Origin of the sequence: Methylobacterium sp. XJLW, from assembly GCF_003254375.1 — a bacterium.
GTDB classification, from domain to species: domain Bacteria; phylum Pseudomonadota; class Alphaproteobacteria; order Rhizobiales; family Beijerinckiaceae; genus Methylobacterium; species Methylobacterium fujisawaense.
Genome location: NZ_CP016429.1, coordinates 4592989 through 4613050 on the forward strand (window position 1 = coordinate 4592989; position 20062 = coordinate 4613050).

A 20062-nucleotide genomic window follows, 5' to 3' on the forward strand; every position below is an offset into this window, starting at 1 on the left:
CGCAGTAGCGCTCTGTACACCCGCGAATCGGGGACGCGAAACGGTGAAGACGGTCCGGGCTCCGACAAAAAGGGATGACATCTATGGCTTGCGGTTCCGGGAAGGGACGCGCTGTTTGGTGAAACAGGGCCTGACGGGGACAATCGCCGCCGTACGAAACGCGACGAGGCCCGACGATGTCCCTGATGACGGCGCTGCTCCACAAGCTTGGCATCCTGCACGAACGGCCGCCCCGGACACCGGTGCTGAGCCCTCCGAGGCGCCAACAGGCGCCCGTAACGGTCAGGCCCGTGCCGGCGAGACCCGTGTCCGATCCCGCGGAAAGGGCGGCGGCAAGAGGAAAAGTCGGTGAGCAAGCCATGGCGGTCATGCCTACGCATGACCACCAGATGCCGCCGCGCGCGGCGTCACCAGGGCTGCCGCCCGTGGACCCGGCCAAGATGGAAGGGAGAATGGGCATGCCCGACTGGCGCGGGCCGGCGACCCGGCCGGCAGGATCGGTCGAGCGTCGGTCCGACTGCACGACGGTCAGCCAAGCTTGCGCCGAGGGGCCGGACCGAATCACGGAGGGGTCGCGAGCGCCTGAACCGAATCGGCCGGCGGCCCCGGTCGAAGGTGCCAAAACGCCGCAGTCGGCGTCCGGTCAAGCGGTCGACGTTCCCGGTCGGGTAGCGCCGTCCGACCCCGGGCCGCAGGTGCCCGGCGAAGGATTGCCGACCGTTCTGAAGGATTGCGGTCGGTACGAACCCGGCGACGGTCGGGCGGGGATTCCATCCGCGCCGCCCGTGGCTTCAGAGGGCCCAGGGTCCATCGCCTCCATGGATTGCGTGCCCGGTCCTATAGGCGTCCCGACGAGCGCCGGCGACGGTCGCGTCCAGGGTTACGGGGCGGCTTCCCCGGCCACCCCGGCCCCCGGCGCCGTCGTTGACAGCCCGGCAAAACCGAGTCCCCCTCATGCGGGAGAGGCGGCCTCGCCGAGGCGCCGGATGCCACCGAGGGTCGCGGCGCGGCCCCGCCCGGAGGAGTGGACCGATGACGAGTTGCTGACCCTACCGGAGGCCGCCAGCCTGTTCTGGCCGGACGGCCCGATCACCACGAACACCCTGAGGACGGCCGGACATCAAGGCACGCTGGCTATCACGAAGGTGGCTGGCAAGTTCTTCACCACCCCGATGGCGGTCCGCCGGATGGGTCTAGAGGAAACGGTGCCGACCCCGCGGCAGCCGGGACCGGCACAGGACGTGTCGGCGCAGGCGCTGTTCCAGTTGAAGCTCGCCGAGGCCAAGCGTCTCGGGCGCGAACGCGCACGCCCGAAGCGTGTCGCGGAGAGGTCTGCCGCGCCGGTCCCGAGGGGGAAGGCGGGGCAGTAAGGCGGCGGACACGGGGCGCGTTCAACTTGGCGGAAGATCCGCCCCGCGTCCGCCTTCCCACAACGCCCGCACGCGTGCGGGCTCAGGAAGCAGGACACTAGAATCGTGCGTGAGACGATGCAAGTCGGCGCCCTGGCGCGCGCCGCGGAGGACATCCGCGCCGCGTTGATGACCACCGCGGCGGCCATCCCCGAGATGGACCGGAGGCGGGGGCCGGCCCCGCAGGGCCCTCACCTCGTCGAGCGGCGGTCCCGGACCGACCCCAGCAAGGTCACCCTGTACATCCGGGACGGTCGGGTCGAGACCTCGACCCGGCTTCCCCCGGAACGGCGGGCGGAGGCGGAGACGCTGCTCGACCTGTACAAGCTCCAGAAGGGTGCCCGCGAACGGGGCATCGTCGGTCCGCGGATGGTGCCCGTGGCCGCCGCGCTGGCCCATCTCCTCGACGCGGAGCGCCCCGTCCGGGATGCGCCCCCGGCGGAGCATTCCAAGTACGCCGCGCTGGCCACGCGGCTGGCGACCCTCGCGAGCTTCTTCGGCGAGGACGTCTTCAAGGACGTCACGACCGCGCGGTGCAAGGCGTTCATCGACTGGCGCACGAGCCAGCCGGACGCGCGCTACCGCCCGGGAACGCCCGACGCGCCGCTGGCGAAGGAAGCCAGCGCCAGGGAGGATCTGTTCGAGCTCAGGAAGGCCATCGACCTCTACGCGGACGAGAACGCCCTGGCGTGGCATCCCGAGGTGTTCGTGCCCAAGTCGGGCCCCGGCCGCACGCGATGGCTCCGTCGGCCCGAGGTCGCCCGCATCGTCTGGGCGATCCGGGGACGCATCTGGGATGCCGCGACCGGGGACTGGAAGCGCGAGACCGTGGTCGATGCCGCGGGCGACGTCGTGACCCGGCTTGTCCTGCGCGATCCCGAGACGGTCGCGGTCAGGAGGATCATCTACCGCCTGCTCGTGCTCGGCCTCTACACCGGGACCCGGGGAACGGCCATGCGGGAACTCCGGTGGGAGTGCTCGGCCGACGGCGGCTGCATCGACGTCGAGGGCCGCCACATCCACCGGCGCGGGTTCGGCCTCGACCCGAGCCAGGGGAAGCCCCGGGCGAGTTCCCGCATCTCGACCAAGCTCGCCACCACCGTGGCGCGGTGGCGGGATGCCGACCGGGCCGCGGGCATCGCCCACGTCATCCACCGGCCGGACGGCCAGGAGTACCTGTCCACCCCGATATGGCTGTGGAACACCATCATGGCGGATGCCGGCATCGGCTCCGACGTGGTCAGGCACACCCTCCGGCATACGGCGGCGACGTGGCTGCGCATCGCGCGGGTCGACGTGCGCGCCGCCGCCGACGTGCTCGGGATGAGCATCCAGACGATGGTGCGCATCTACGGGCAATGGACCCTGGAGGGCCAGGACGTCGCCGCGGATGCGCTGGCGCTGGGGGCCGGGGTCAAGGCCGCCACCTTCTTCGGCATCCCGGCACCGAAGCCGCCGGCCGACGTGCTCGCGCCGCCGGTCGGCGCCCCGCCGCGCGCCCACCCCACCGTCGCGCTCCGGCGCAAGCGCGACCATGTCCGCGCCAACGGTGCGAGCCTGCGCGCACGGGTCGGGTATGCGCCGGCCGGTCGTCGGGGCGGCAATCCGGCTTGAAGGGTCGTCCGCCAGCCACCATTGCCGGCGGCGTCAGCCCCCGCCGCCCTCGTCGGCCCCTCGGCCCTTGACCTCGGCCGGCGCCGCCGCCGCCTTGGCACCGTTGCCCGGCTTCGGCGGGACTATCTTCGCATGGAGCCGCAGCCATTCGAACTCGTCGATGCCGACATCGTGCAACCGCGCCGCCACCGTGCCGGCCGTCCTCTGGGCGGTCAGGTCGCGCAGGTCGCCCAACCAGAGATACCTGCCGCCGTCAGCGTCGGTGAAGACGAAGGATGGGCCTTGGGCTTCAGCCAGCACGCGTTCGTCGCTGCTGGCGTTGAACCGGACCATCACCGTGTTGAAAGGCTTCATTTCGACGAGGAGATGGACGCGTTCCTCCGCGTCACCGGGGGCGGGCAGGGTGGCGACAAGGTTGAACGCGTCATCCGTCACCGCCCGTCCCGTTTGGAACGGGAAACTGCGCCCGTCCCCGATGCGGATGGAATCGCAGCGTGGTTGGGTGCACAGGAGGTAGCCTCCGGGGACAGGTGCCCCCGTTTTGTCGAGTGCCACGATCAGGCTTCCGAGGGAGAGCGTCGGCTTCCAACGGCCGCGGGGGGCCCGGCGGCCATAAGGCTCGTTCTTGAATTGCGATAGCCGGGAGAAGCCGTGGTGCGACCGCAGGTAGTGCGCGTGGCCGTCATGGAAGAGCTGGCCGACCGTCCTCGGGGATATCTTCCTTTTCCCGAGCCCCTCCCGGGGCTTGGCCCGCCCGGGCACGACGGCGTGGTCCTGGACCTTCTCGGAGGCGAGGACCGCTTCCTCGCCTCCGGACGCGAACGCCTTCACGACATCCACCGGGACCTGGACCTCATCGGTCCGGATCAGGCGGTCCGCCCCGGCCCGTCGGTCGATCCACTCCATCAGGGGGGCCGAGGCCAGCACCTGCATCGCCTCGCCGTTGCGTGTGACCACGCCCCTGAATTCTCCCGCCAGGAGTTCCAGTGCGAACTCGGTGGCGTCGTCGGGCGTCTTGAGCGAGCACCGATGCGCCAGGAACGCGCCGTCCAATTCCGAGGAGAAGACCGCGAGGACGTGGTGCGTCGCCCGCCGGATCGCGGCCACGGCCGTCACGGCGAACGTGCTCAGGATGCCGTCGGACAGCCGGGCGAACTCGGCGATGATGCGTTCGGGCAGGTCCGGGACCGCGACGGTCTCCGCGGCCATCGGGGTCCCGGATTTGTTGAGGACGACGATCCGGGTATCCGCCCCCGTCAGGACGCCGTTCCCCTCGTGTTTGAGGGCCGTCCCGCCGAGATGCCCGGAGACTTCCCGGGCCACGGCCTCGACGCCCGGCATCGAGGTATAGACGACAATCAGGCGCAGCCGCCCATGGTCCTCCCGGTCCCCGTCCAGGATGCCCTTGATGATATCCTTCGCCGGTCCGGGATCGCTCCCCACCAGGAGCCAGTCGATGATGACGGCATCGGAGCGCCGCGCCGCGTTGATGGCTTCGCTGACCAGGTCGCCCTCGCCCTCCGGCCTGTGCATGCCGCAGATCAGCGACTTCTTCAGGAACGCATCCATGATGGATTTCACGTTGAGACGGCTAGGACCCGCCGCCGTCGCCGCGACGGGTGTATCGACCCGCCCTTCGGCCGTTCGCTCCGGCTCGACGGCGGCCGGCTGGGATGGCTCGGCGACCGGGCCTCGCCCGAAGGGTCCGGGCGGCCGCGGGGGCAACCTCGGCGCCGGCTCGACCGGAGGGGCCGCCATCACCAACTCGTTGTCGATCACGAGGACGGTCTGGAGGAAGCTGCGGGCGCCGGAGCGCACCAGTTCGTCGAGGCTAACTCCCGCGGTCACTCGTCGGTCTCCGTCTCTTCGTCCGCAACGGCGGGAGCGATCATGAAGCGGGGGTTGCGTGCGGCCCCGGCATCCAGAAGCGTCAGTTCCAGGTCGGACCTGCGCAATGCCTCGCGGGATACGTAAAGGCCCATGCCTCGCCCGCCTGTCCTCGTGGTCTCGCCGAACTCGAAGATGCGGTCGGCATTCCTGGCCTCAATGCCGGGGCCGCTGTTGGCGATGGTCAGCCCCGCACCCTCGCATCCGAACCGGATCAGCCTCTCCCCTGCGGGCATCGTGCAAAGCCAGTGGATGGCATTGTCCATGAGGTTCACGAAGGCGGCGAGGATCGCCGACGGCTGGCCGGCCAGGGTGCCGCCGTCGAAATCGCGCGCCGTTTCCACCCTGATATCATGCCGCCTCATCCGGTCGCCGAACACCTCGTCGAGGTACGTTCGGATTTCCCGCCCGGATATGGTGACGGCGGTTCGCGACAGGCGCTTGCTCAGGGGCGCGAACAGGTCGAGGTAGGCGTCGATATGCTCGAAACCGGACCTGAGGTCGCGGTCGAGCGCTTCGAGGTCGGGATTCGACTTCGCCCACCAGTCGAGTTGCTCGATGGCGCCGCGAACCCGGATCACCGCGCTTGCGAACTCGTGCTGAACGATGCCGACCGCCGTGCCGAGCTGGGCGAGCTCGACGTATTGGTCGAGCTGCTCCCTGTAAGCCTCGGAGCGAGTCTCGATGGCGTCCGTCGTCTCGTCGAGGGTGACCCCGCCGCGAACGGCTGCCATGAGGTTACCGAGCTGGCCGGCGAGGGACTCCAGCATTTCCCGCGTATCGCGGGACGACGCCTCGATCTCGTTCTCGAACCCGATGCGCATCCCTTCGAACGCACGTTCGTCGAGGCCGCCGGTGCTGACCCCGGAGAGGGTGATGCGCGTACCCTCGACCTTGGACGACAGGCCGGCGATGGCCGACCTGACGCTGGTGGTGACCTCCGTGCGAAGCTCTTCGAGACGCTTGTCGACGGAGATGCGCACGCGTTCGGCCTGGGCCACGACGCGTTGGCCCTTGTCGTCGATGGCCTTCGCCAAGCGGCGTCGACGGTCGACGTTGAGCCCCTTCGCGCTGATCGCCCGCTCGATCATCCCGGCCGTCTCCCTGTCGAGGGGACCGATCAGCTCGTCGCGTATGCGGGCGACATTGCGCTGGTAAGCGTCCCAGTCGGCCGCCTTGGACTTCGATAGTCCCGCGCCCTGCGGCCTGGTGAGGACGAGCTTGGCCGAGAGGGCGTCCTTCGCCCGCCTGAGGTCGGCCTCTATCGCGAGGACCGCCGTCCCCCCGCTCTCCGGATCGGACGTGATGTTGTCGAGGCGTTCGCGCACCTCCTCGCGGATACGCTCGGCCTCCCTGGTGAATTCCCCGGCTTCGAGCCGGGCGAAGAATGTGTCCAGCCGCTTCGTGAACCGGGCGAGCTTGGCCTTGGCTGAACGTTCCCGCTTGGCCAGGAGCGCAGCGTCCCGGTTCAACCTGGTCTTCGTCTCGCTCCAGTCACCGTGCTTCGAACTGTCCCGAAAGAAATCGTAGGCGAGCTTTTCGAAAAAACCCGACAGGATACTGACGAAGTCGTTGTACGCCCCATCCCTGATGAAACCCTCGCGTCCGGCCTTTTCCTTCAGGTCCTTGTTCTCGGGGTAGGTGATCTCCACCGCGCCGAACATGCGCCGGTAGGAGAAGAACCAGTCCGAGGCGCTCTTGGTCCGGCGCCGTTCGATCCCGAGGAAGTCCTGGTCCGGCCCCCCGTACGGCAGGATGCGGATGCCGTCCCTGTAGACGTACAAGCCTCCGAGGCGATTGAGCTTCACCGACAGGCTCAGCCACTTCTTCGGTGGCAGCAGGGTATCGGCCATCGCCCCCTGCAGGTACGCGAAGGTGATGCGGAACGGACCGCAGCGGGACGGGTCGTTGGTCGCGTTCCGCCACGCGATCTCGTGATCCTTGTGCTCGCTGCCGTAGACGGAGATGCGTCCAAGGAAATGACCGTGCTCGTCGAACCGGCCCTCGATGGAATGATCCGCGTTGGCGAAGTCGTCCGGGGTGAAGAACTCCTGCGTGCCGATGGGCGTCTTGACCGTGCCGTCCTCGTGGTGGTCGTTGAAGGTGGCGACGATGGAAGGCGGGGGCCTGTCCGGCATCATGGTGTTGCTGAAGCCGAGCAGGTACTTCTCGACCTGGGACACGTCTTCGTCGTTGACCTTCTGCAGGTCGAAGGCGAGCGTCTTCTCCGTCGGCCTGATGATGAACTGGGTCCCGTGGCCTCCGTCGGCGAGGGTCGGCCCCGCCATCGCGCCGAGGTCGGCCTCGGGGTCGACGTCGAAACCTGCGATATCCTTGAGGATGAGGTCGATCTCGATGCCGTTCGCGGGCGTGCGCATCTTATCGACGTTGTCGGCGAGCCGTTCGCACAGGGTCCGGATGGCGGCGGCGTCGGGAAGGTCGCCGCCGTCGAGGCGCATCGTCGGGACCGCCACCCGGGACAGGTCGACGTCGGGAAGCTTGTTCACGCCCCAGTGGACGAGGCTGACGAGCAGCGGTTGCGTCACTCCGGAGACGGGTCTGGGGCGGGTCAGGATGAGGACCTGCGGTCCGATGGAGGCGATGGCGAGGCGCCCGATCCCCTTTTCGCCCATGATCTTGCGGCGGGGTCGTTCGCGGCCTTCGTCTCCGGCCCGCTCGCGGGCGGCGTTGGCTCCCGCCTTGACGGAGCTCGCCAGCGTCAGCCAGCCCTTGCGCAACTGGTCGGGGGTCATGCCGTCGCCGTCGTCCCTGATGACGAAGACGTTCGGCCGGCGGAAATAGTCGGCCACGACCCGGTCGGCGTCGGCGTCGTGCGCGTTCTTGAACAGCTCGTGCAGGGCCGTGGGGATGTTCGCGATCTGCTGGCGTCCCAGCATGTCGATGGTGCGCGCGGGAACGGACCACGCCTCGTCCCAGAACTCGGGTTGGCTCACTCTCCGCCCCTGCTTGCGAGGTCACCGAGCGCGGACAGGACCATCCCTGCGGCCTCGTCCGGCCCCGTGTGTTCCCAGATCCTTAGCACTCGCCACCCCGCTGCCGCCAACGCCAGGTCGGTATCCCGGTCCCGCTCCCGGTTGCCATCGATCTTGGCCTTCCAGAAGGCGGCGTTGGTCCGTGGAAGCGCCCCGTGGATCGGGCAACCGTGCCAGAAGCACCCGTCCACGAAGACGGCGAGGCGGCGTCGGGTGAAGGCGATGTCGATGGAGCGGCGCGGCTTGCCGGGAACCGGATGGGTCACGCGATAGCGCAGGCCGGAACGGTGCAGACGGCTGCGCAGGAGGGCTTCCGGCCCGGTGCCGGCCGTCCGGACGCGGCGCATCTCGTCGGACTTGGTCGTGGTCGGTGCGACCCAGCCGTCGCCCCCCCTTCTCATGCGGCCGCCAACGCGTCGACGAGGGCGGGCACCATCGCCGCCACCATGGCCACCGGCACGGCGTTGCCGATCTGCGTGGCGACTTCCTTGTATGCGCCGTGGAAGACGTACCCCGGCGGGAATGTCTGGAGCAAGGCAGCCTCGCGCAGGGTGATGGCGCGATCCTGTTCCGGATGCCCGAAGCGTCCGCGGGTGACGTCGGTGCAGCCCGTGGTCAAGGTGGGGGCGACATCGTTCCAGGCCATGCGCCCGTACACGTCCGGGTAGCCGTGGGTGGTCTCATGGCACTTCAGGCGGAGCTCGGGCGGCAGGGAGGCCCGACTGCCTCCGTCCCTCGGTATCGCGCGCAAGCGTCGCAGGGCGATGGGGGCATGTCGCCGCGCGGCATGGAGGTGGTCGCCCGGATCGACTTCGCCGCTTTCGAGGGGGACGAGGTCACGGATGGCATCGGCGACCGTCTTGCGGGCGGCCGACGGTTTCGCCCCCTCGAAGCGGGCGACGACGTCCTCGGACCGTGCCGCGAACATGACGCAACGGATGCGGCGCTGCGGAACCCCCAGGTCCGCGGCGTTGACCTTGCGCGGTTTCCCGACGACGTACCCGACGGCGGCCATGGCGCGCGCGAGATCCTCGTAGACCCCGGCCGCCCCCGCGAGGCCGGGCACGTTCTCGAACAGGATACCCTTGGGATTGAAGGCCTCGGCGTAACGCGCGGCCTGCAGGATCAACGTCGCGCGCGGATCGGCTTCCTTGCGCTGGTTCTGGTTGCTGAAGGGCTGGCAGGGCGCGCAGACGATGAGCAGGTCGACGTTCGCGGCGTCCGGAACCTCCTTCAGGACCTCGGCCGGATCGAGGGTGGTTATGTCGCGCTCGAACAGGCGGACGCCGGGATGGTTCGCCGCATAGGTCAGGCAGGCGGTCGCGTCATGGTCGACGGCGGCCACGACGTCGAACGCGCCCGACAGCCCGGTCGTGACGGCGCCCGACCCGCAGAAGAGGTCGACGGCACGAAGCCGCGACCGGTCGTTCGCCGCCATGACATCACCTCGGTGTGGGAGCCGGATTCGCGGATCGTCCATGGAGGGAACGTACCACCGGCGTAAGCTTGGCAGAAATGGTCCGGCCGGGGCCCCGGCCGTGCCCGGTACCGTGTCGGCTCGACCGACCGTGCCCTTCCGTGGATGGATGGGACGTCGGGCGGGGCTACCTGGACATGGCGTCCCGTCGCGATCAAGCGGAGGTACGGGCCCGGCCTGTGGATCCCGCGATGCGCATGCCCACGGGCGCACCCGTAGCCGGTGGCGGGTGACCGGCGTCCGGCGCCGGGCGGCGGTGCCGGCCGCGGGCGGGACGGATGGGCGGGGGTGGCGGCGCCGGGGGGCGCCGAGGTCCGGCGTCCGGAGGATATCGGGCCGCGCGTCGGCAAGGGCCGTGCCGTGACGTCGGGCGAGGGACGGCCCTCCGCCTCCGGGCGCGGATCGGCGTGTCCCGCCCCCCGGCCGCACGGCGCGTTCCCGTGACCGTCGCGGCGCCATGCATCGCGCGGCACTCCCGGACATGGTCGGCCGGCGGCGGATGCCGAAGGCGTTCCACGGTGACCGCCCGGGCGGAGCCACAGGGGGTTCGACGCGAGACCGGGCGACCCCGCCCCGGGACCACATCGCGACGGCGAGTGGTGCGCGGCGCGTCCGTCGGGCGCGGAGGCCGGCTCAGTGACGGCCCGCCGGGGCCGGCGGGATAGGATGGGTGTACGGTACCTCGCATCGGGCTCGCAGTCCCTTCCCGACCGGCCCTCGCGGCTCGCCCTCGGCGTCGGCGATGGTCGCGGCGTCCCGCCCGGCGGCGGGAGCGGGCGGTCGGGGTGTGGCGTGGTTCGCCGCGCCGGAGGCGCGAGGCCGCCGGGACCGGCGGCCCCGGCCTGCGCGAACCGCCGGGAAACCGTCGGGAATAACCCCATCGCCCTAGGGATCGTTGTTGATGGGTAAGAAACCGTGTGGTCGTAACTCGTTGAAATCTATGCAGTCCGGTTCGATCCGGTCAATCCCGATGCAGTCCTGTCCCTAGGGGTGAATGCCAACCTTCGGGAAACCTACGGGACGTTTTTTGGAGCTTCCAGGGGGGCTCGGCTCCAGCCCGGCTGCCTGCCATGACCACCTTTCGGACGCGTGGCGACAGCGGATCGACCTTGGCATGGTCCATTGAAGCCGATCCCGCCACCGGTCCAACCGCTAACCGGCATCACCATAGTCCTGCCGAGCAGAGAGCGTCCTAGATGGTAGTGGTAGCGGCATGACGGATCGCTACCACTACCAGTCGGCGGCCCCAGCGTATCTGCCCGTTAATGCGGACGGCTTAACGTCCCCTCGCGATGAGGGAGGGGGTGGTGGTCGGCAGGCACGAGGTCTACGAGGCGGCCGACGAGATCAGGGCCGAGGGCGGCCTGGTTGCGCAGCCCTCGGTTCGGGCCCGCCTGAAACGGAAGACCGGCCGCGGAGGGTCGCTCCGTGACATCGGTCCGTACCTGCTGGAGTGGAAGGCGGAGCGGACCTATGCTCCGACACTTGAGCGTGGAGGAGTGCCCGGGGCTGTCTCGACGGTTCTGGCCAAGGCCACGGCGGCCCTATGGGAGGCTGCCCGGGTCGAGGCCGACCGTGCCTATCAAGCAGACCGTGAACGCCTGGAGGCAACGTTAGCCGATGAGAGGGCCCTTCGCGCAGAGGCGCTCGCCATGGCCGACGGTCTGGTCGGGCAGGTGGAGGCGCTCACGGCCGCGGCGTCGGGCTTGCGGGCCCAGGTCGCCCACCTTGAAGCCGAACTGACCGGCGAGCGGCGGCACTTGAAGGCGGTCCGGGCCGATGAATTCTGGAACCGCGTCGTCCACGATATGCATGCCATCCTGCCGGAGGATGGGTCCATGCGGGTCAGCCAGATCGCGGACCGGCTCGGTGCCGACCTCGTGGAGGAAGCAAGATCGCACGCGGAGGAATGGTCGATCAAAACCCTCCGGAAGAAGATGGAACAACGCATCCATCACAAGCGCCTCTTCGCGCGGTCTGGCCCGAGCCTGTACCGGCGGCGGCGACCCGAGGATGACCTACCAGGCGACGTTGCCAGCGTTCGCGACGAGGGTGAGGCCCGTAAGTGAACCCTACCATCGCCCTGACTTCGTGTTGCTGCGTAGCCACCGACGCCGATCTTTTCTGACGCCGAACCCGTACTTAAGGTGGCGTCGTTTTTCCAGGCTCGGCTATAGTCCCTCCCGTCCGAAGGCCGACCATAACGCGCCCGCACTGCTTAGGCAGGATAAGGGAAGCACGGCGAGGGAGGAAGAACCATTGGAATTCATATCCATCGTCGTCTTGATCGCGGTCGGTGTATTCGCGATCCGGCATTTGATGAATCAAGCACGTCGTAAAAGGCTTATGGAGAAGTACGGCGACGCGGAGCTCGTCGATAGGATCATGAACAAGATGGTATGGCAGGGTATGACCGTTGAGCATCTGCTGGACGCCCTCGGCAACCCGGTGGCCATCGACAGGAAGGTCCTGAAAACGAAGACCAATCACACCTATAAGTATGGCCAGACTGGAAAGAATAGATTTAGTAGGCGGATCATGCTGGAAAACGATGTCGTAGTGGGGTGGGACTTCAAGTAGGATTTCGCTACGAAACGGCTTGTTTGTTGGCCGTCGCCTGCAGGAATTCTCCCTTCACGGCAAGCAACTGCGGGCGCATGTGTTGCCGGGCCGATAGGATCTGCGCGTTGGCTTGGCGCAGTTCGGCCAACCCAACGTTCATGCGCCCCTCGATCTGCGTCTTCTTGGCCAGGATGTCTTGTTCCACCCGAGCGATGTCGCGCGCATCCACGTTCCGGGTCGCATCAAAGACGAAACGCTTCTCTATGGATGACCGCCAAGCGAGCATCCGAGCCTGCGTCTTGGGTCCGAACCCAGGCACCTGGGTCAGGGCCCCCTGCGTGACGTCCGCGGCGGTCTCGATGCCATAGGACGCCAAAGTCAGCTTACGACCCTTGCCGACTCCCTCGATCTTGGCCTTCTCGATCTCGAACGCATCCAGGAAGCGGAGGCGTTGGGCGCGTTCGCGGTCCCTGTCCAACTCGGCGAGCTTCCTCAGCCTGAGGGTTGGCACTTGGTTCCACTCCTCGCGAAGGTTTACCAACGCGGTCCTACGCTGATCGTACAGGGCGGGTCCGGCCTTCTGCAGCCATTCCTTCTCGGCCTTCTCCCACCTCGCCGAGGCCGCGTCGTAGGCCTCCGTGATGGGGCGAAGCTTCTCGGTCCCTCCGTTGGCCGCCAGCACCACGAGGTACATCACGCCGGCGGCCAGGAGCATCACCGGGCCCAGCGCGATGCCGAGCGCCGCCACCAGCGCGGCCGCCACCGCCGCCATGGCATGCCGTTTCATCGTCAGGCCGGCGAGTTTCCGGGCTTCGTCGCTAGGCTCGGGCATCGGGACCTCGATGGCGGGTGCGCCACCTGGGTGCCGGATGCCCTCGACCTCCTGCCAGAGCCGGGCCATGTCGAACATCGTGCCGGCGGCGCCCTGGACGACCACCGGGAATAGGGCGATCCCCGTGGCCCCCTCCATCGGGCACCATGGGCATGCCGTCGAGCGGTGGTGCCAGTGCGAGGGATTGGCGCCGCACTGCTTGAGTTCGCCTTCGAGACCTTCGAGCGCGGTGATCCACTCCCGCGCGGCCGGACGACCGGCCTGCCGCGCGTCGGACGCGAACGCCCTCTCGAAAAGGAGCTCGACCTGGGGACCCACGATGGACAACGGCGGGGTGCCGGGCGGTTGGGTCATCTGAAAAGCGGACCGCCGACGTCCGTACGCGAAGCGGTGCTCCTCGATGGCACGCGAGATCGGCATATCACCGGCGCCCGAGAACCGGCCCGCGAACGGATGACGCCCCATGAAGAGGAGCAGAAACGTCATCACCGCCAGACCGAAATCGTCATGCGAGGCGTCGCGCACCACGCCCTGGAAGGAGCGGCCCTGGAGTTCCGGCGGAGTGAACGTCTCGACGCCCACCTCGCACAGGAAGCGCCGACCGCCATGCGAGACCTGGAAGCTGTCGCAGTCGATCAGGGTGACAGTGGCATCCTGCCCGACGAGGACGCCGCCGTGGTTGACGTCGCCTATGACGCAGCCGGCCGCGTGGACCGCCGCGAAGGCCCGGGCCGTGTTTGCGGCCGCGCGCACGAGAAACCGCCAGTCCCCCCGCAGGAACTCGGATCGGCGGCTCTTCGGGCTGTAGAGGTTATGGATGTCTTTGCGGTCGCTCACGCGCGGCATCAGAAGGCCGACCGGCGCGCGCCCGACACCCTCCATCAGGAGTCCCGAGGGCCAGGCCGCCAGGCGACCGAGGGCATCGTTGCCCATGAGGCCCATGACCTTGATCTTGTCCGCGCGCTCGCCGGACAGGGGCTTATGGTAGACCTTCGCGACGAGCCCCGGGCGCGATACCACCTCGTAGACGGCGCCCTCGCCGCCCTGTCCCAGTACCGCGCCGAGCCTGACAGGTCGACCCGCGTCGTCGACCACCTGGGGCAACCCCTTACTCATGCCGGCCCCGTCAGGCGGCCGGCAGGCGCGACGCGAGGATCAGCGACTTGTCGTCGTCGGTGCGCTCGCAGACGCTCGGCGAAGCCAGGTAGGTGGCCAAGGTCGCCGACAGGCCCGCATCCATGCCCGGCGCGGCGAGCCTGCGCACCGGGGCGACCATCCGGCGGAAGAAGGGTTCGAACACCGTCCTGGTCGCGTGGTGCAAGACGAGGTTCTCCAGGCCGTCCGAGAACAAGGATACCTCCTGAAGGCGTTCGGGCACGTAGGCGAATTCGAGCGCGTCGGTCGCATCGTGCGAGATGACGAAGTTCGTGGTGTTGGCGAACTCGCCGTGCTGCGGCCAGAACACGTAGGACCAGTCCTCCTCCTCACCTCGGGATATGACGATGGCGCCATCGCCCACCTGGATGAAGGCCGCCCCCGTCGTCCCGACGATGGCGGTCAGCAGCGTACAGGCGTAATCCCTGACCGCACGGCCCTCCGCGGCGGCGTGCCGGGTCAACGTATCGGCCACCCGGGCGACCCAGGCTCGGCCGCATGCCAGGTCCACGTCGGCCATGCTGCCGCCTTCCTCGAAATGCAGCTCGACCAACTCCGCCATCGTCTGGGCGGCGAGCCATGCCCCGACCTCCGCATGGGCAGCGCTCCCGGCGCCGTCGCAGACGACCCCGATCAGCACGTCACCTCCGGCCGTGTTGATCGCCCGGCACAAGGCCTGGTCCTGACAGGGTGTGTTCGACGAGGCGTGCGACGTTCCCTCGGAGACAGCGAAGGCGAAGCGCCACGGGTGACCGTCGTCGCTCACACCTCGGCCCATCCGGTAGGGGCGGCCAGCGGGACGGTCTGCCCGACCTGCGAGCGTGAGACCCCGCTCAACGACGAGGAAAGCCAGGAGAAGAGCTCCCGGAAGCGGAGGCCGCTCAACTTGAGCGGCTGGCGGCTGGAGATGCTCGCGAGGACGTCCATGTTCGCCCCCTCCAAGCCAACGGCGAAGAACGAGAAGGCCTTCGTCTCCTCGCCCTCGCGAACGAGTTGCGCGGCGCGGGAGTAACTGTCGGTCGGCCCGCCATCGGTGAACAGGAACACCCAGGGGCGATAGTAGGAGATGCCGTTGGCCCGGTATGCGTCCTTGCGCCGACGGATCATCTCGACGCCGCGTTCGATGGCCGCGCCCATCGGCGTGTCGCCGGTCGTTTCCAGGTTGGGCGGGGTGAACATGTCCGGCGTCTGGAATTCGCTCAGGACCGAGACGGGCCCGAAGGTCACCACCGCGATCTCGACCCGCTTCATCGCCAGTGTGTCGGCGGCCAGCTCATCCTTGAACGCCACGAGACCGTTGTTAAGCTCAGCGATGGGCCGGCCGCGCATCGAATGAGACGTGTCCAGCAGGAGTAGGCATGGGCAACGCGGCTCGGGGTTGTCGGCGAACTCCTCCGCACCGAATGGGACTTGGTCGAACTCGGACATGCCAATCCTCCGCCGCAACAGAGCAAGCGGCATAATCCTAGGTGGTACGCAATCCTCGCGGCCATGCAAGGGGTGACTTGACTGGCGACGGCCGCGGCGGAACTCCGACACCCACTTAGCTCTGCCGTCCAAGGCGTAACGTCCACGCTGGCAGGAGCACTGCCGGACAACCTGAAGGCCGGTTGGCTGAAGCGGTGGCGCCCAGCGGATGTCGACGGAGCGGTCGCTTACCCGCCGGCCAACCTTCCCAACAGGGTGTCGATCTCGGGCCTCCACATGGTGCTGGCCGCCGGCGTGGTGTTCTGGCTGGTGCGGGCGCTCCTCGCGCTGGTCCCCCATTGCGCGCTCCTCTGGCCGATCAAGAAGATCGCGGCCGGCTTCGCCATGGTCGGCGTCACCGCCTACTGCGCCTTTTCGGGCTGGGACATCGCCGCCGAACGCTCGCTGATCATGACCCTGATCATGCTGGGCGCGATCCTGGTGGACCGGCCCGCCCTGTCGATGCGCAACCTCGCCCTCGCGGCGCTGATCGCCCTGGCCCGGGAGCCGGAGGGCCTGCTCGGCCCGAGCTTCCAGATGTCCTTCGGCGCCGTGGCCGGGCTGATCGCCTGCGCACGGCTGATCGACGGGCGGCTGTTCGTGCGCCCCGGGGCGGGCCGGCTCGGTCGGCTCGTCGGCAGCGGCCTCTCGGCGGTCACCGGGACCCTGGCCACGACCCTGGTGGCGCAGGTCGCGACCGCGCCCTTCGCCACCTACCATTTCCAGACGATCCAGCCCTTCGGCCTCGTCGGCAACGCCCTGACCCTGCCGCTCGTCTCCCTCGTGGTGATGCCCTCCGCGGTGATCGGGATCCTCGCCTATCCCTTCGCCCTCGACCGCCCGATCTGGTGGCTGATGGGTCAGGCGGTGGGGGGCATGCTCGCCGTCTCCCATTGGATCGCCGGGTTCGAGCGGGCCATCGTGGTCGTACCGGCCTTCGGCACCGCGGCGCTGTTCCTGCTGACCGCGGGCCTGCTGCTCGCGACGTTACCGGCCTCCCGCCTGCGCTGGCTCGCCGTGCCGCCGATCCTGCTCGGACTCGTCGTCGCGGCCCGACCCGACCGCTACGACCTCTATGTCGATCGGCAGGGTGCGGGGGCCGCGGTGCGGGGGCCGGACGGACGGCTCGCGGCCCTCGGCAGCCCGTCCGGCTTCGTCCTCGAACAATGGCTGAAGGCGGACGGCGACGGACGGGGAGCCGGGGCACTGATCGTCCGATCGGGCAGCGGCCGCTGTGATCGGCTCGGATGCACCGCGCGCCTGCCGGACGGACGGGCGGTCGCCCTGGTCCGGGACCGGCGGGCCTTCCCGGAGGATTGCGCCCGCGCCGCGGTGCTGATCACGGGCCTCGTGGCCCCACCGACCTGCACCGGCCCCCTGGTGATCGACCGGCGCGTCCTGGCCGCCCAGGGCGCCGTCGCCCTCAGGTCCGATGGCGAGAGCTTCGTCGCCCATCACGCCCGGGCCGATGGCCGCGCCGTGCCCTGGCGACCACGCTCGGGACACGGGCCGGGACCGCCACAATTGGTCACCGCGCCCTCCGCGGAGGCCCGCGCCTCTGACGACGGGGCGACAACGCCTCCGGAAACCGATGCGTCGGGCGGGGACTTCGCCCCCGGCGACGCGCCGGCCGAGCCGCTTCAGTAGCGGCGGACGAGGCTGACGAGGCGGCCCTGGATCCGGACCCGGTCGGGCCCGAGGACGCGCGTCTCGTAGGCCGGGTTGGCGGCCTCCAGGGCGATCGAGGAGCCGCGGCGGCGCAGACGCTTGAGCGTCGCCTCCTCGTCGTCGATCAGCGCCACGATGATGTCGCCGGTATTGGCCGTGTCCTGCTTGCGGATCACCACGAGGTCGCCGTCGAGGATGCCGGCCTCGACCATCGAGTCGCCGCGCACCTCCAGGGCGTAGTGCTCGCCGCCGGCCACGAAATCCGGCGACAGGGTGATGGCATGGCTTTGGTTCTGGATCGCCGAGACCGGCGTACCGGCGGCGATCCGGCCCATCACCGGGATCGAAATGGCACGACCGGCGTCATCGATCATCCGCGTGCTGGCCGGGGCCGGCGGCTGCTTGGACTTGCCGCCCTCGACCACGCTCGGGGTGAAACGGCGCGGCTCGGCCGGGGCCGAAGATGGGGCCGAAGATGGGACCGTCTGGCTCAGGCTCTCGGGAATGCGGATCACCTCGATGGCGCGCGCCCGATTCGGCAGGCGCCGGAGGAAGCCGCGCTCCTCCAGGGCCGTGATCAGCCGGTGGATGCCGGATTTCGACTTGAGGTCGAGGGCGTCCTTCATCTCGTCGAAGGACGGCGGGACGCCGCATTCCTGCATCCGGCTCTGGATGAAACGCAGGAGGTCCAGCTGCTTGCGCGTGAGCATCGAAGGGGGACTCGCGGCTTGGCAGACCGCCCCGTGACGGTCTCTGAAACAAATCACGAACAGGTTAAACGTTCCGCAAGTGTTCCGCAAGGGCGGCACCGCTACGCTTGGCGCGTCGCTCCGCGCTCGCGGGAGCAAGGTCGAGAAACGCATTGACGGCGCAAGCGGAGCCGTTTCAATGCACCGCGGCGCCCCGCCGGGAAGGCGGCGGATCCGGGCCGCGGGCTGGGACCCTCTTGGGATGACGAGGATGCGACGACCCGCAGCTCTGCTGCCCCTCGGCCTCGCCGCCCTCGGCCTCGCCGGCTGCACCACCGGGTTCTCCTACATCTCGCGGAACTACGTGGCGCTCACCCCCCAGGTGGTGACGATCGGCTGCAAGGAGCCCTACGAGGTCTACGACAACCGGCAGATGCGCCGGATGCTGATCGTCTCGAACGCCCTGCGCGAATATACCGGCTGCAACCTGAGCGAGGCCCGGATCGATCCGGAGCCGAACGCCACCCGGGTGAAGCGCTTCCGCACCGCCGCCCGGGCCTATCTCGACGAGACCGTGCGCGAGGATTGCCGGATCACCGGCGAGACCGTGTTCGATCCGCTGAAGACCGAGTTCGCCTACGCCTGCGACACGCCGATCGAGAAGCGCGGCACCGTGGTCCCCCGCCTGCCGGGCCGCAATCCCGGTCTCGCCCGCTGACCGACCGGCGGCGCGCCGTCAGGCGCCCGGCTTCGGGAAGGTCCGTTCCGCCGCGTCGCCGGCGGCGGCGAGCAGGGCGCGGGCGAAGGCCCGGGCTTCCGCCCGGTCGAGAACGATCGCGGCGGTGACCGGCGCGCCGCCGAGGTCGGCCAGGGCGAGTTCCAGGCGCACCCCGTCGGGCACGGCGGTCGCCTGCAGGCTCCAGCCGGAGCCCCGATCCGTGCTCTCCGCCATCACATGTCCCTCCCGCCTGCCCCGGGAAAACGCCGCAGGCGCCCGCCGGAACCGGCCGTGCGCGGGACTGTTCCCGAGCCGTGCCCAGCGCTTCCCTGCCTCGCCTGTCCGCTTACCTCAAGGCCGCAGGCCCCGGACTCGTGGTGATGCTGGCCGATACGGATGTCGGAAGCCTCATCACGGCGGCCCAGAGCGGGGCGCGCTGGGGCTATTCGCTCCTGCTCCTCCAGATCCTGCTGGTGCCAATCCTGTACGTCGTCCAGGAGCTGACGGTGCGACTCGGGACCGCCACCGGACGCGGCCACGGCGCGCTGATCCGGGAGCGCTACGGGCCGGCCTGGGCCTGGATCTCGTACGGCGGCCTCGTGGTCGCCGGCATCGGCGCCATCGTCACGGAATTCTCCGGCATCGCCGGCATCGGGGACCTGTTCGGGGTGCCGCGGCTCGTGAGCCTCGGCCTGCCGGCCTGCCTGCTCCTGGGGCTCGTCTTCACCGGGAGCTACCGGCGCGTCGAGGTCGTGGCGATCGTGGTCGGCCTGTTCGAGCTGGTCTTCGTCGGGCTCGCCGTCGCGGCGCGGCCGAACCTGCCCGAGATCGTCGCCTCCTTCGGGCACATGCCGCTGGGCGACGGCCAGTTCCGGGTGCTGATCGCGGCCAATATCGGCGCGGTGATCATGCCGTGGATGATCTTCTACCAGCAGTCGGCGATCGTCGATAAGGGCCTGGGCTGGGAGCACGCGCGGCGCTCGCGGCTCGACACACTCGTGGGTGCGGTGGTCTCGCAATGCGTGATGGGCGCGATCCTCGTCGCCGCCGCCGCCACGATCGGCAAGGCCGGGCAGGGCAGCGCGAAGGGGCTGGAGACCGTCGGCGATCTCGCGGGCGCCTTCACGCCGGCCCTGGGGCCGTGGCTCGGGCAGGTGGTGTTCGGGGTGGGCATCATCGCGGCGGCCTTCGTGGCGCTCAACGTCGTGGCCCTGGCGCTGGCCTGGGGGTTCGGCGACGTGACCGGCCGGCCGCACTCCCTGGAGCAGTCGCCCCGGGAGGCTCCGGCCTTCTACGGCGCCTTCGCGCTCGCGGTCGCGGCCGGCGCGGTCGCCGTGCAGCTCGTGCCGGATCTCGTGGCGCTCAACATCGCCGTGGAGGTGATGAACGCGCTGCTCCTGCCCCTGGCGCTCGGCCTGCTGATCCTCCTCGCCACCCGGGCCCTGCCAGAGGGGCAGCGCGTGGCGGGCGTCTACAAGGGGGTGGTCTACGCGGTGTCGGGGATCACGATCGCGTTCGCGATGGTCGGCGTCCTGGACGGGGTGGGCCTGCTCTGACGCGATTGACGCGGGGCCTCCGATGATGTCTCCCG

15 protein-coding genes and 1 pseudogene are annotated in these 20062 nt (G+C 69.3%); 7 read left to right on the forward strand and 9 right to left on the reverse strand.

Annotation, left to right across the window (positions count from 1 at the left end):
• Window positions 1-986: 986 nt before the first annotated feature.
• A complete protein-coding gene (locus A3862_RS21275) occupies window positions 987-1370 on the forward strand; it encodes a hypothetical protein (RefSeq protein ID WP_111473972.1) in 384 nt (127 codons plus the stop codon).
• 105 nt (window positions 1371-1475) lie between these two features.
• A complete protein-coding gene (locus tag A3862_RS21280) occupies window positions 1476-3023 on the forward strand; it encodes a tyrosine-type recombinase/integrase (protein ID WP_124263008.1) in 1548 nt (515 codons plus the stop codon).
• Between the two features lie 33 nt (window positions 3024-3056).
• On the opposite strand, the gene A3862_RS21285 is transcribed toward A3862_RS21280, so the two are convergent.
• Genes A3862_RS21285 through A3862_RS21300 form a run of 4 tightly spaced genes read right to left on the reverse strand, consistent with a single transcriptional unit; the run spans window position 3057 to window position 9341 of the window.
• A complete protein-coding gene (locus tag A3862_RS21285) occupies window positions 3057-4871 on the reverse strand; it encodes a response regulator receiver domain (protein WP_111473974.1) in 1815 nt (604 codons plus the stop codon).
• Window positions 4868-7864: an ATP-binding protein gene (locus tag A3862_RS21290; protein WP_111473975.1), complete on the reverse strand. Its 2997-nt coding sequence runs from the start codon at window positions 7862-7864 to the stop codon at window positions 4868-4870. The genes A3862_RS21285 and A3862_RS21290 overlap by 4 nt, the downstream gene beginning before the upstream one ends.
• Entirely contained in the window at window positions 7861-8304 is a 444-nt protein-coding gene (locus A3862_RS21295) for a very short patch repair endonuclease (RefSeq protein WP_111473976.1), read from the reverse strand. The genes A3862_RS21290 and A3862_RS21295 overlap by 4 nt, the downstream gene beginning before the upstream one ends.
• Window positions 8301-9341, reverse strand: coding sequence for a DNA cytosine methyltransferase (locus A3862_RS21300; protein WP_111473977.1), 1041 nt, complete (start codon window positions 9339-9341; stop codon window positions 8301-8303). Before A3862_RS21300 ends, A3862_RS21295 begins: the two co-directional genes overlap by 4 nt.
• Before the next feature lie 1346 nt (window positions 9342-10687).
• Between A3862_RS21300 and A3862_RS21305 the strand changes: the two genes are divergently transcribed.
• Window positions 10688-11449: a DNA-binding protein gene (locus A3862_RS21305; RefSeq protein WP_164706387.1), complete on the forward strand. Its 762-nt coding sequence runs from the start codon at window positions 10688-10690 to the stop codon at window positions 11447-11449.
• 190 nt (window positions 11450-11639) lie between these two features.
• Window positions 11640-11960, forward strand: a complete 321-nt coding sequence (locus tag A3862_RS21310) for a hypothetical protein (RefSeq protein WP_205782299.1) — start codon at window positions 11640-11642, stop codon at window positions 11958-11960.
• 7 nt (window positions 11961-11967) lie between these two features.
• On the opposite strand, the gene A3862_RS21315 is transcribed toward A3862_RS21310, so the two are convergent.
• Genes A3862_RS21315 through A3862_RS21325 form a run of 3 tightly spaced genes read right to left on the reverse strand, consistent with a single transcriptional unit; the run spans window position 11968 to window position 15357 of the window.
• Window positions 11968-13878, reverse strand: coding sequence for a helix-hairpin-helix domain-containing protein (locus A3862_RS21315; RefSeq protein ID WP_111473979.1), 1911 nt, complete (start codon window positions 13876-13878; stop codon window positions 11968-11970).
• A 22-nt stretch (window positions 13879-13900) separates the two neighbouring features.
• On the reverse strand, window positions 13901-14695 hold the full coding sequence (locus A3862_RS21320) for a PP2C family serine/threonine-protein phosphatase (RefSeq protein WP_164706389.1): 795 nt from the start codon (window positions 14693-14695) through the stop codon (window positions 13901-13903).
• Window positions 14692-15357, reverse strand: a complete 666-nt coding sequence (locus tag A3862_RS21325) for a vWA domain-containing protein (protein ID WP_111473981.1) — start codon at window positions 15355-15357, stop codon at window positions 14692-14694. Before A3862_RS21325 ends, A3862_RS21320 begins: the two co-directional genes overlap by 4 nt.
• A 252-nt stretch (window positions 15358-15609) precedes the next feature.
• Between A3862_RS21325 and A3862_RS21330 the strand changes: the two are divergent.
• Window positions 15610-17043: pseudogene (locus A3862_RS21330) on the forward strand (ComEC/Rec2 family competence protein); the annotation flags it as partial.
• Here A3862_RS21330 and lexA read toward each other — a convergent pair.
• Window positions 17037-17774 (reverse strand): transcriptional repressor LexA, encoded by a 738-nt coding sequence (gene lexA, locus A3862_RS21335; RefSeq protein WP_043757222.1) that lies wholly within the window; start codon window positions 17772-17774, stop codon window positions 17037-17039. The pseudogene A3862_RS21330 and the gene lexA overlap by 7 nt on opposite strands.
• 250 nt (window positions 17775-18024) lie before the next feature.
• Between lexA and A3862_RS21340 the strand changes: the two genes are divergently transcribed.
• Window positions 18025-18471 (forward strand): hypothetical protein, encoded by a 447-nt coding sequence (locus tag A3862_RS21340; protein ID WP_043757221.1) that lies wholly within the window; start codon window positions 18025-18027, stop codon window positions 18469-18471.
• An 18-nt stretch (window positions 18472-18489) separates the two neighbouring features.
• On the opposite strand, the gene A3862_RS21345 is transcribed toward A3862_RS21340, so the two are convergent.
• On the reverse strand, window positions 18490-18705 hold the full coding sequence (locus tag A3862_RS21345; RefSeq protein ID WP_043349581.1) for a hypothetical protein: 216 nt from the start codon (window positions 18703-18705) through the stop codon (window positions 18490-18492).
• Window positions 18706-18785: 80 nt separating this feature from the next.
• Here A3862_RS21345 and A3862_RS21350 point away from each other — a divergent pair, with 80 nt between their 5' ends.
• Complete coding sequence (locus tag A3862_RS21350) at window positions 18786-20027, forward strand: NRAMP family divalent metal transporter (protein ID WP_043757220.1); 1242 nt, start codon at window positions 18786-18788, stop codon at window positions 20025-20027.
• The last annotated feature ends 35 nt before the right edge of the window (window positions 20028-20062 follow it).

Excerpts from the sequence above, each read along its gene's own strand:
- A3862_RS21275 (WP_111473972.1), top strand. The coding sequence starts at position 987 with ATGCCACCGAGGGTCGCGGCGCGGCCCCGCCCGGAGGAGTGGACCGAT.
- A3862_RS21295 (WP_111473976.1), bottom strand. The coding sequence starts at position 8,304 with ATGAGAAGGGGGGGCGACGGCTGGGTCGCACCGACCACGACCAAGTCC.
- A3862_RS21300 (WP_111473977.1), bottom strand. The coding sequence starts at position 9,341 with ATGGCGGCGAACGACCGGTCGCGGCTTCGTGCCGTCGACCTCTTCTGC.
- A3862_RS21325 (WP_111473981.1), bottom strand. The coding sequence starts at position 15,357 with ATGTCCGAGTTCGACCAAGTCCCATTCGGTGCGGAGGAGTTCGCCGAC.
- lexA (WP_043757222.1), bottom strand. The coding sequence starts at position 17,774 with ATGCTCACGCGCAAGCAGCTGGACCTCCTGCGTTTCATCCAGAGCCGG.
- A3862_RS21340 (WP_043757221.1), top strand. The coding sequence starts at position 18,025 with ATGCGACGACCCGCAGCTCTGCTGCCCCTCGGCCTCGCCGCCCTCGGC.
- A3862_RS21345 (WP_043349581.1), bottom strand. The coding sequence starts at position 18,705 with ATGGCGGAGAGCACGGATCGGGGCTCCGGCTGGAGCCTGCAGGCGACC.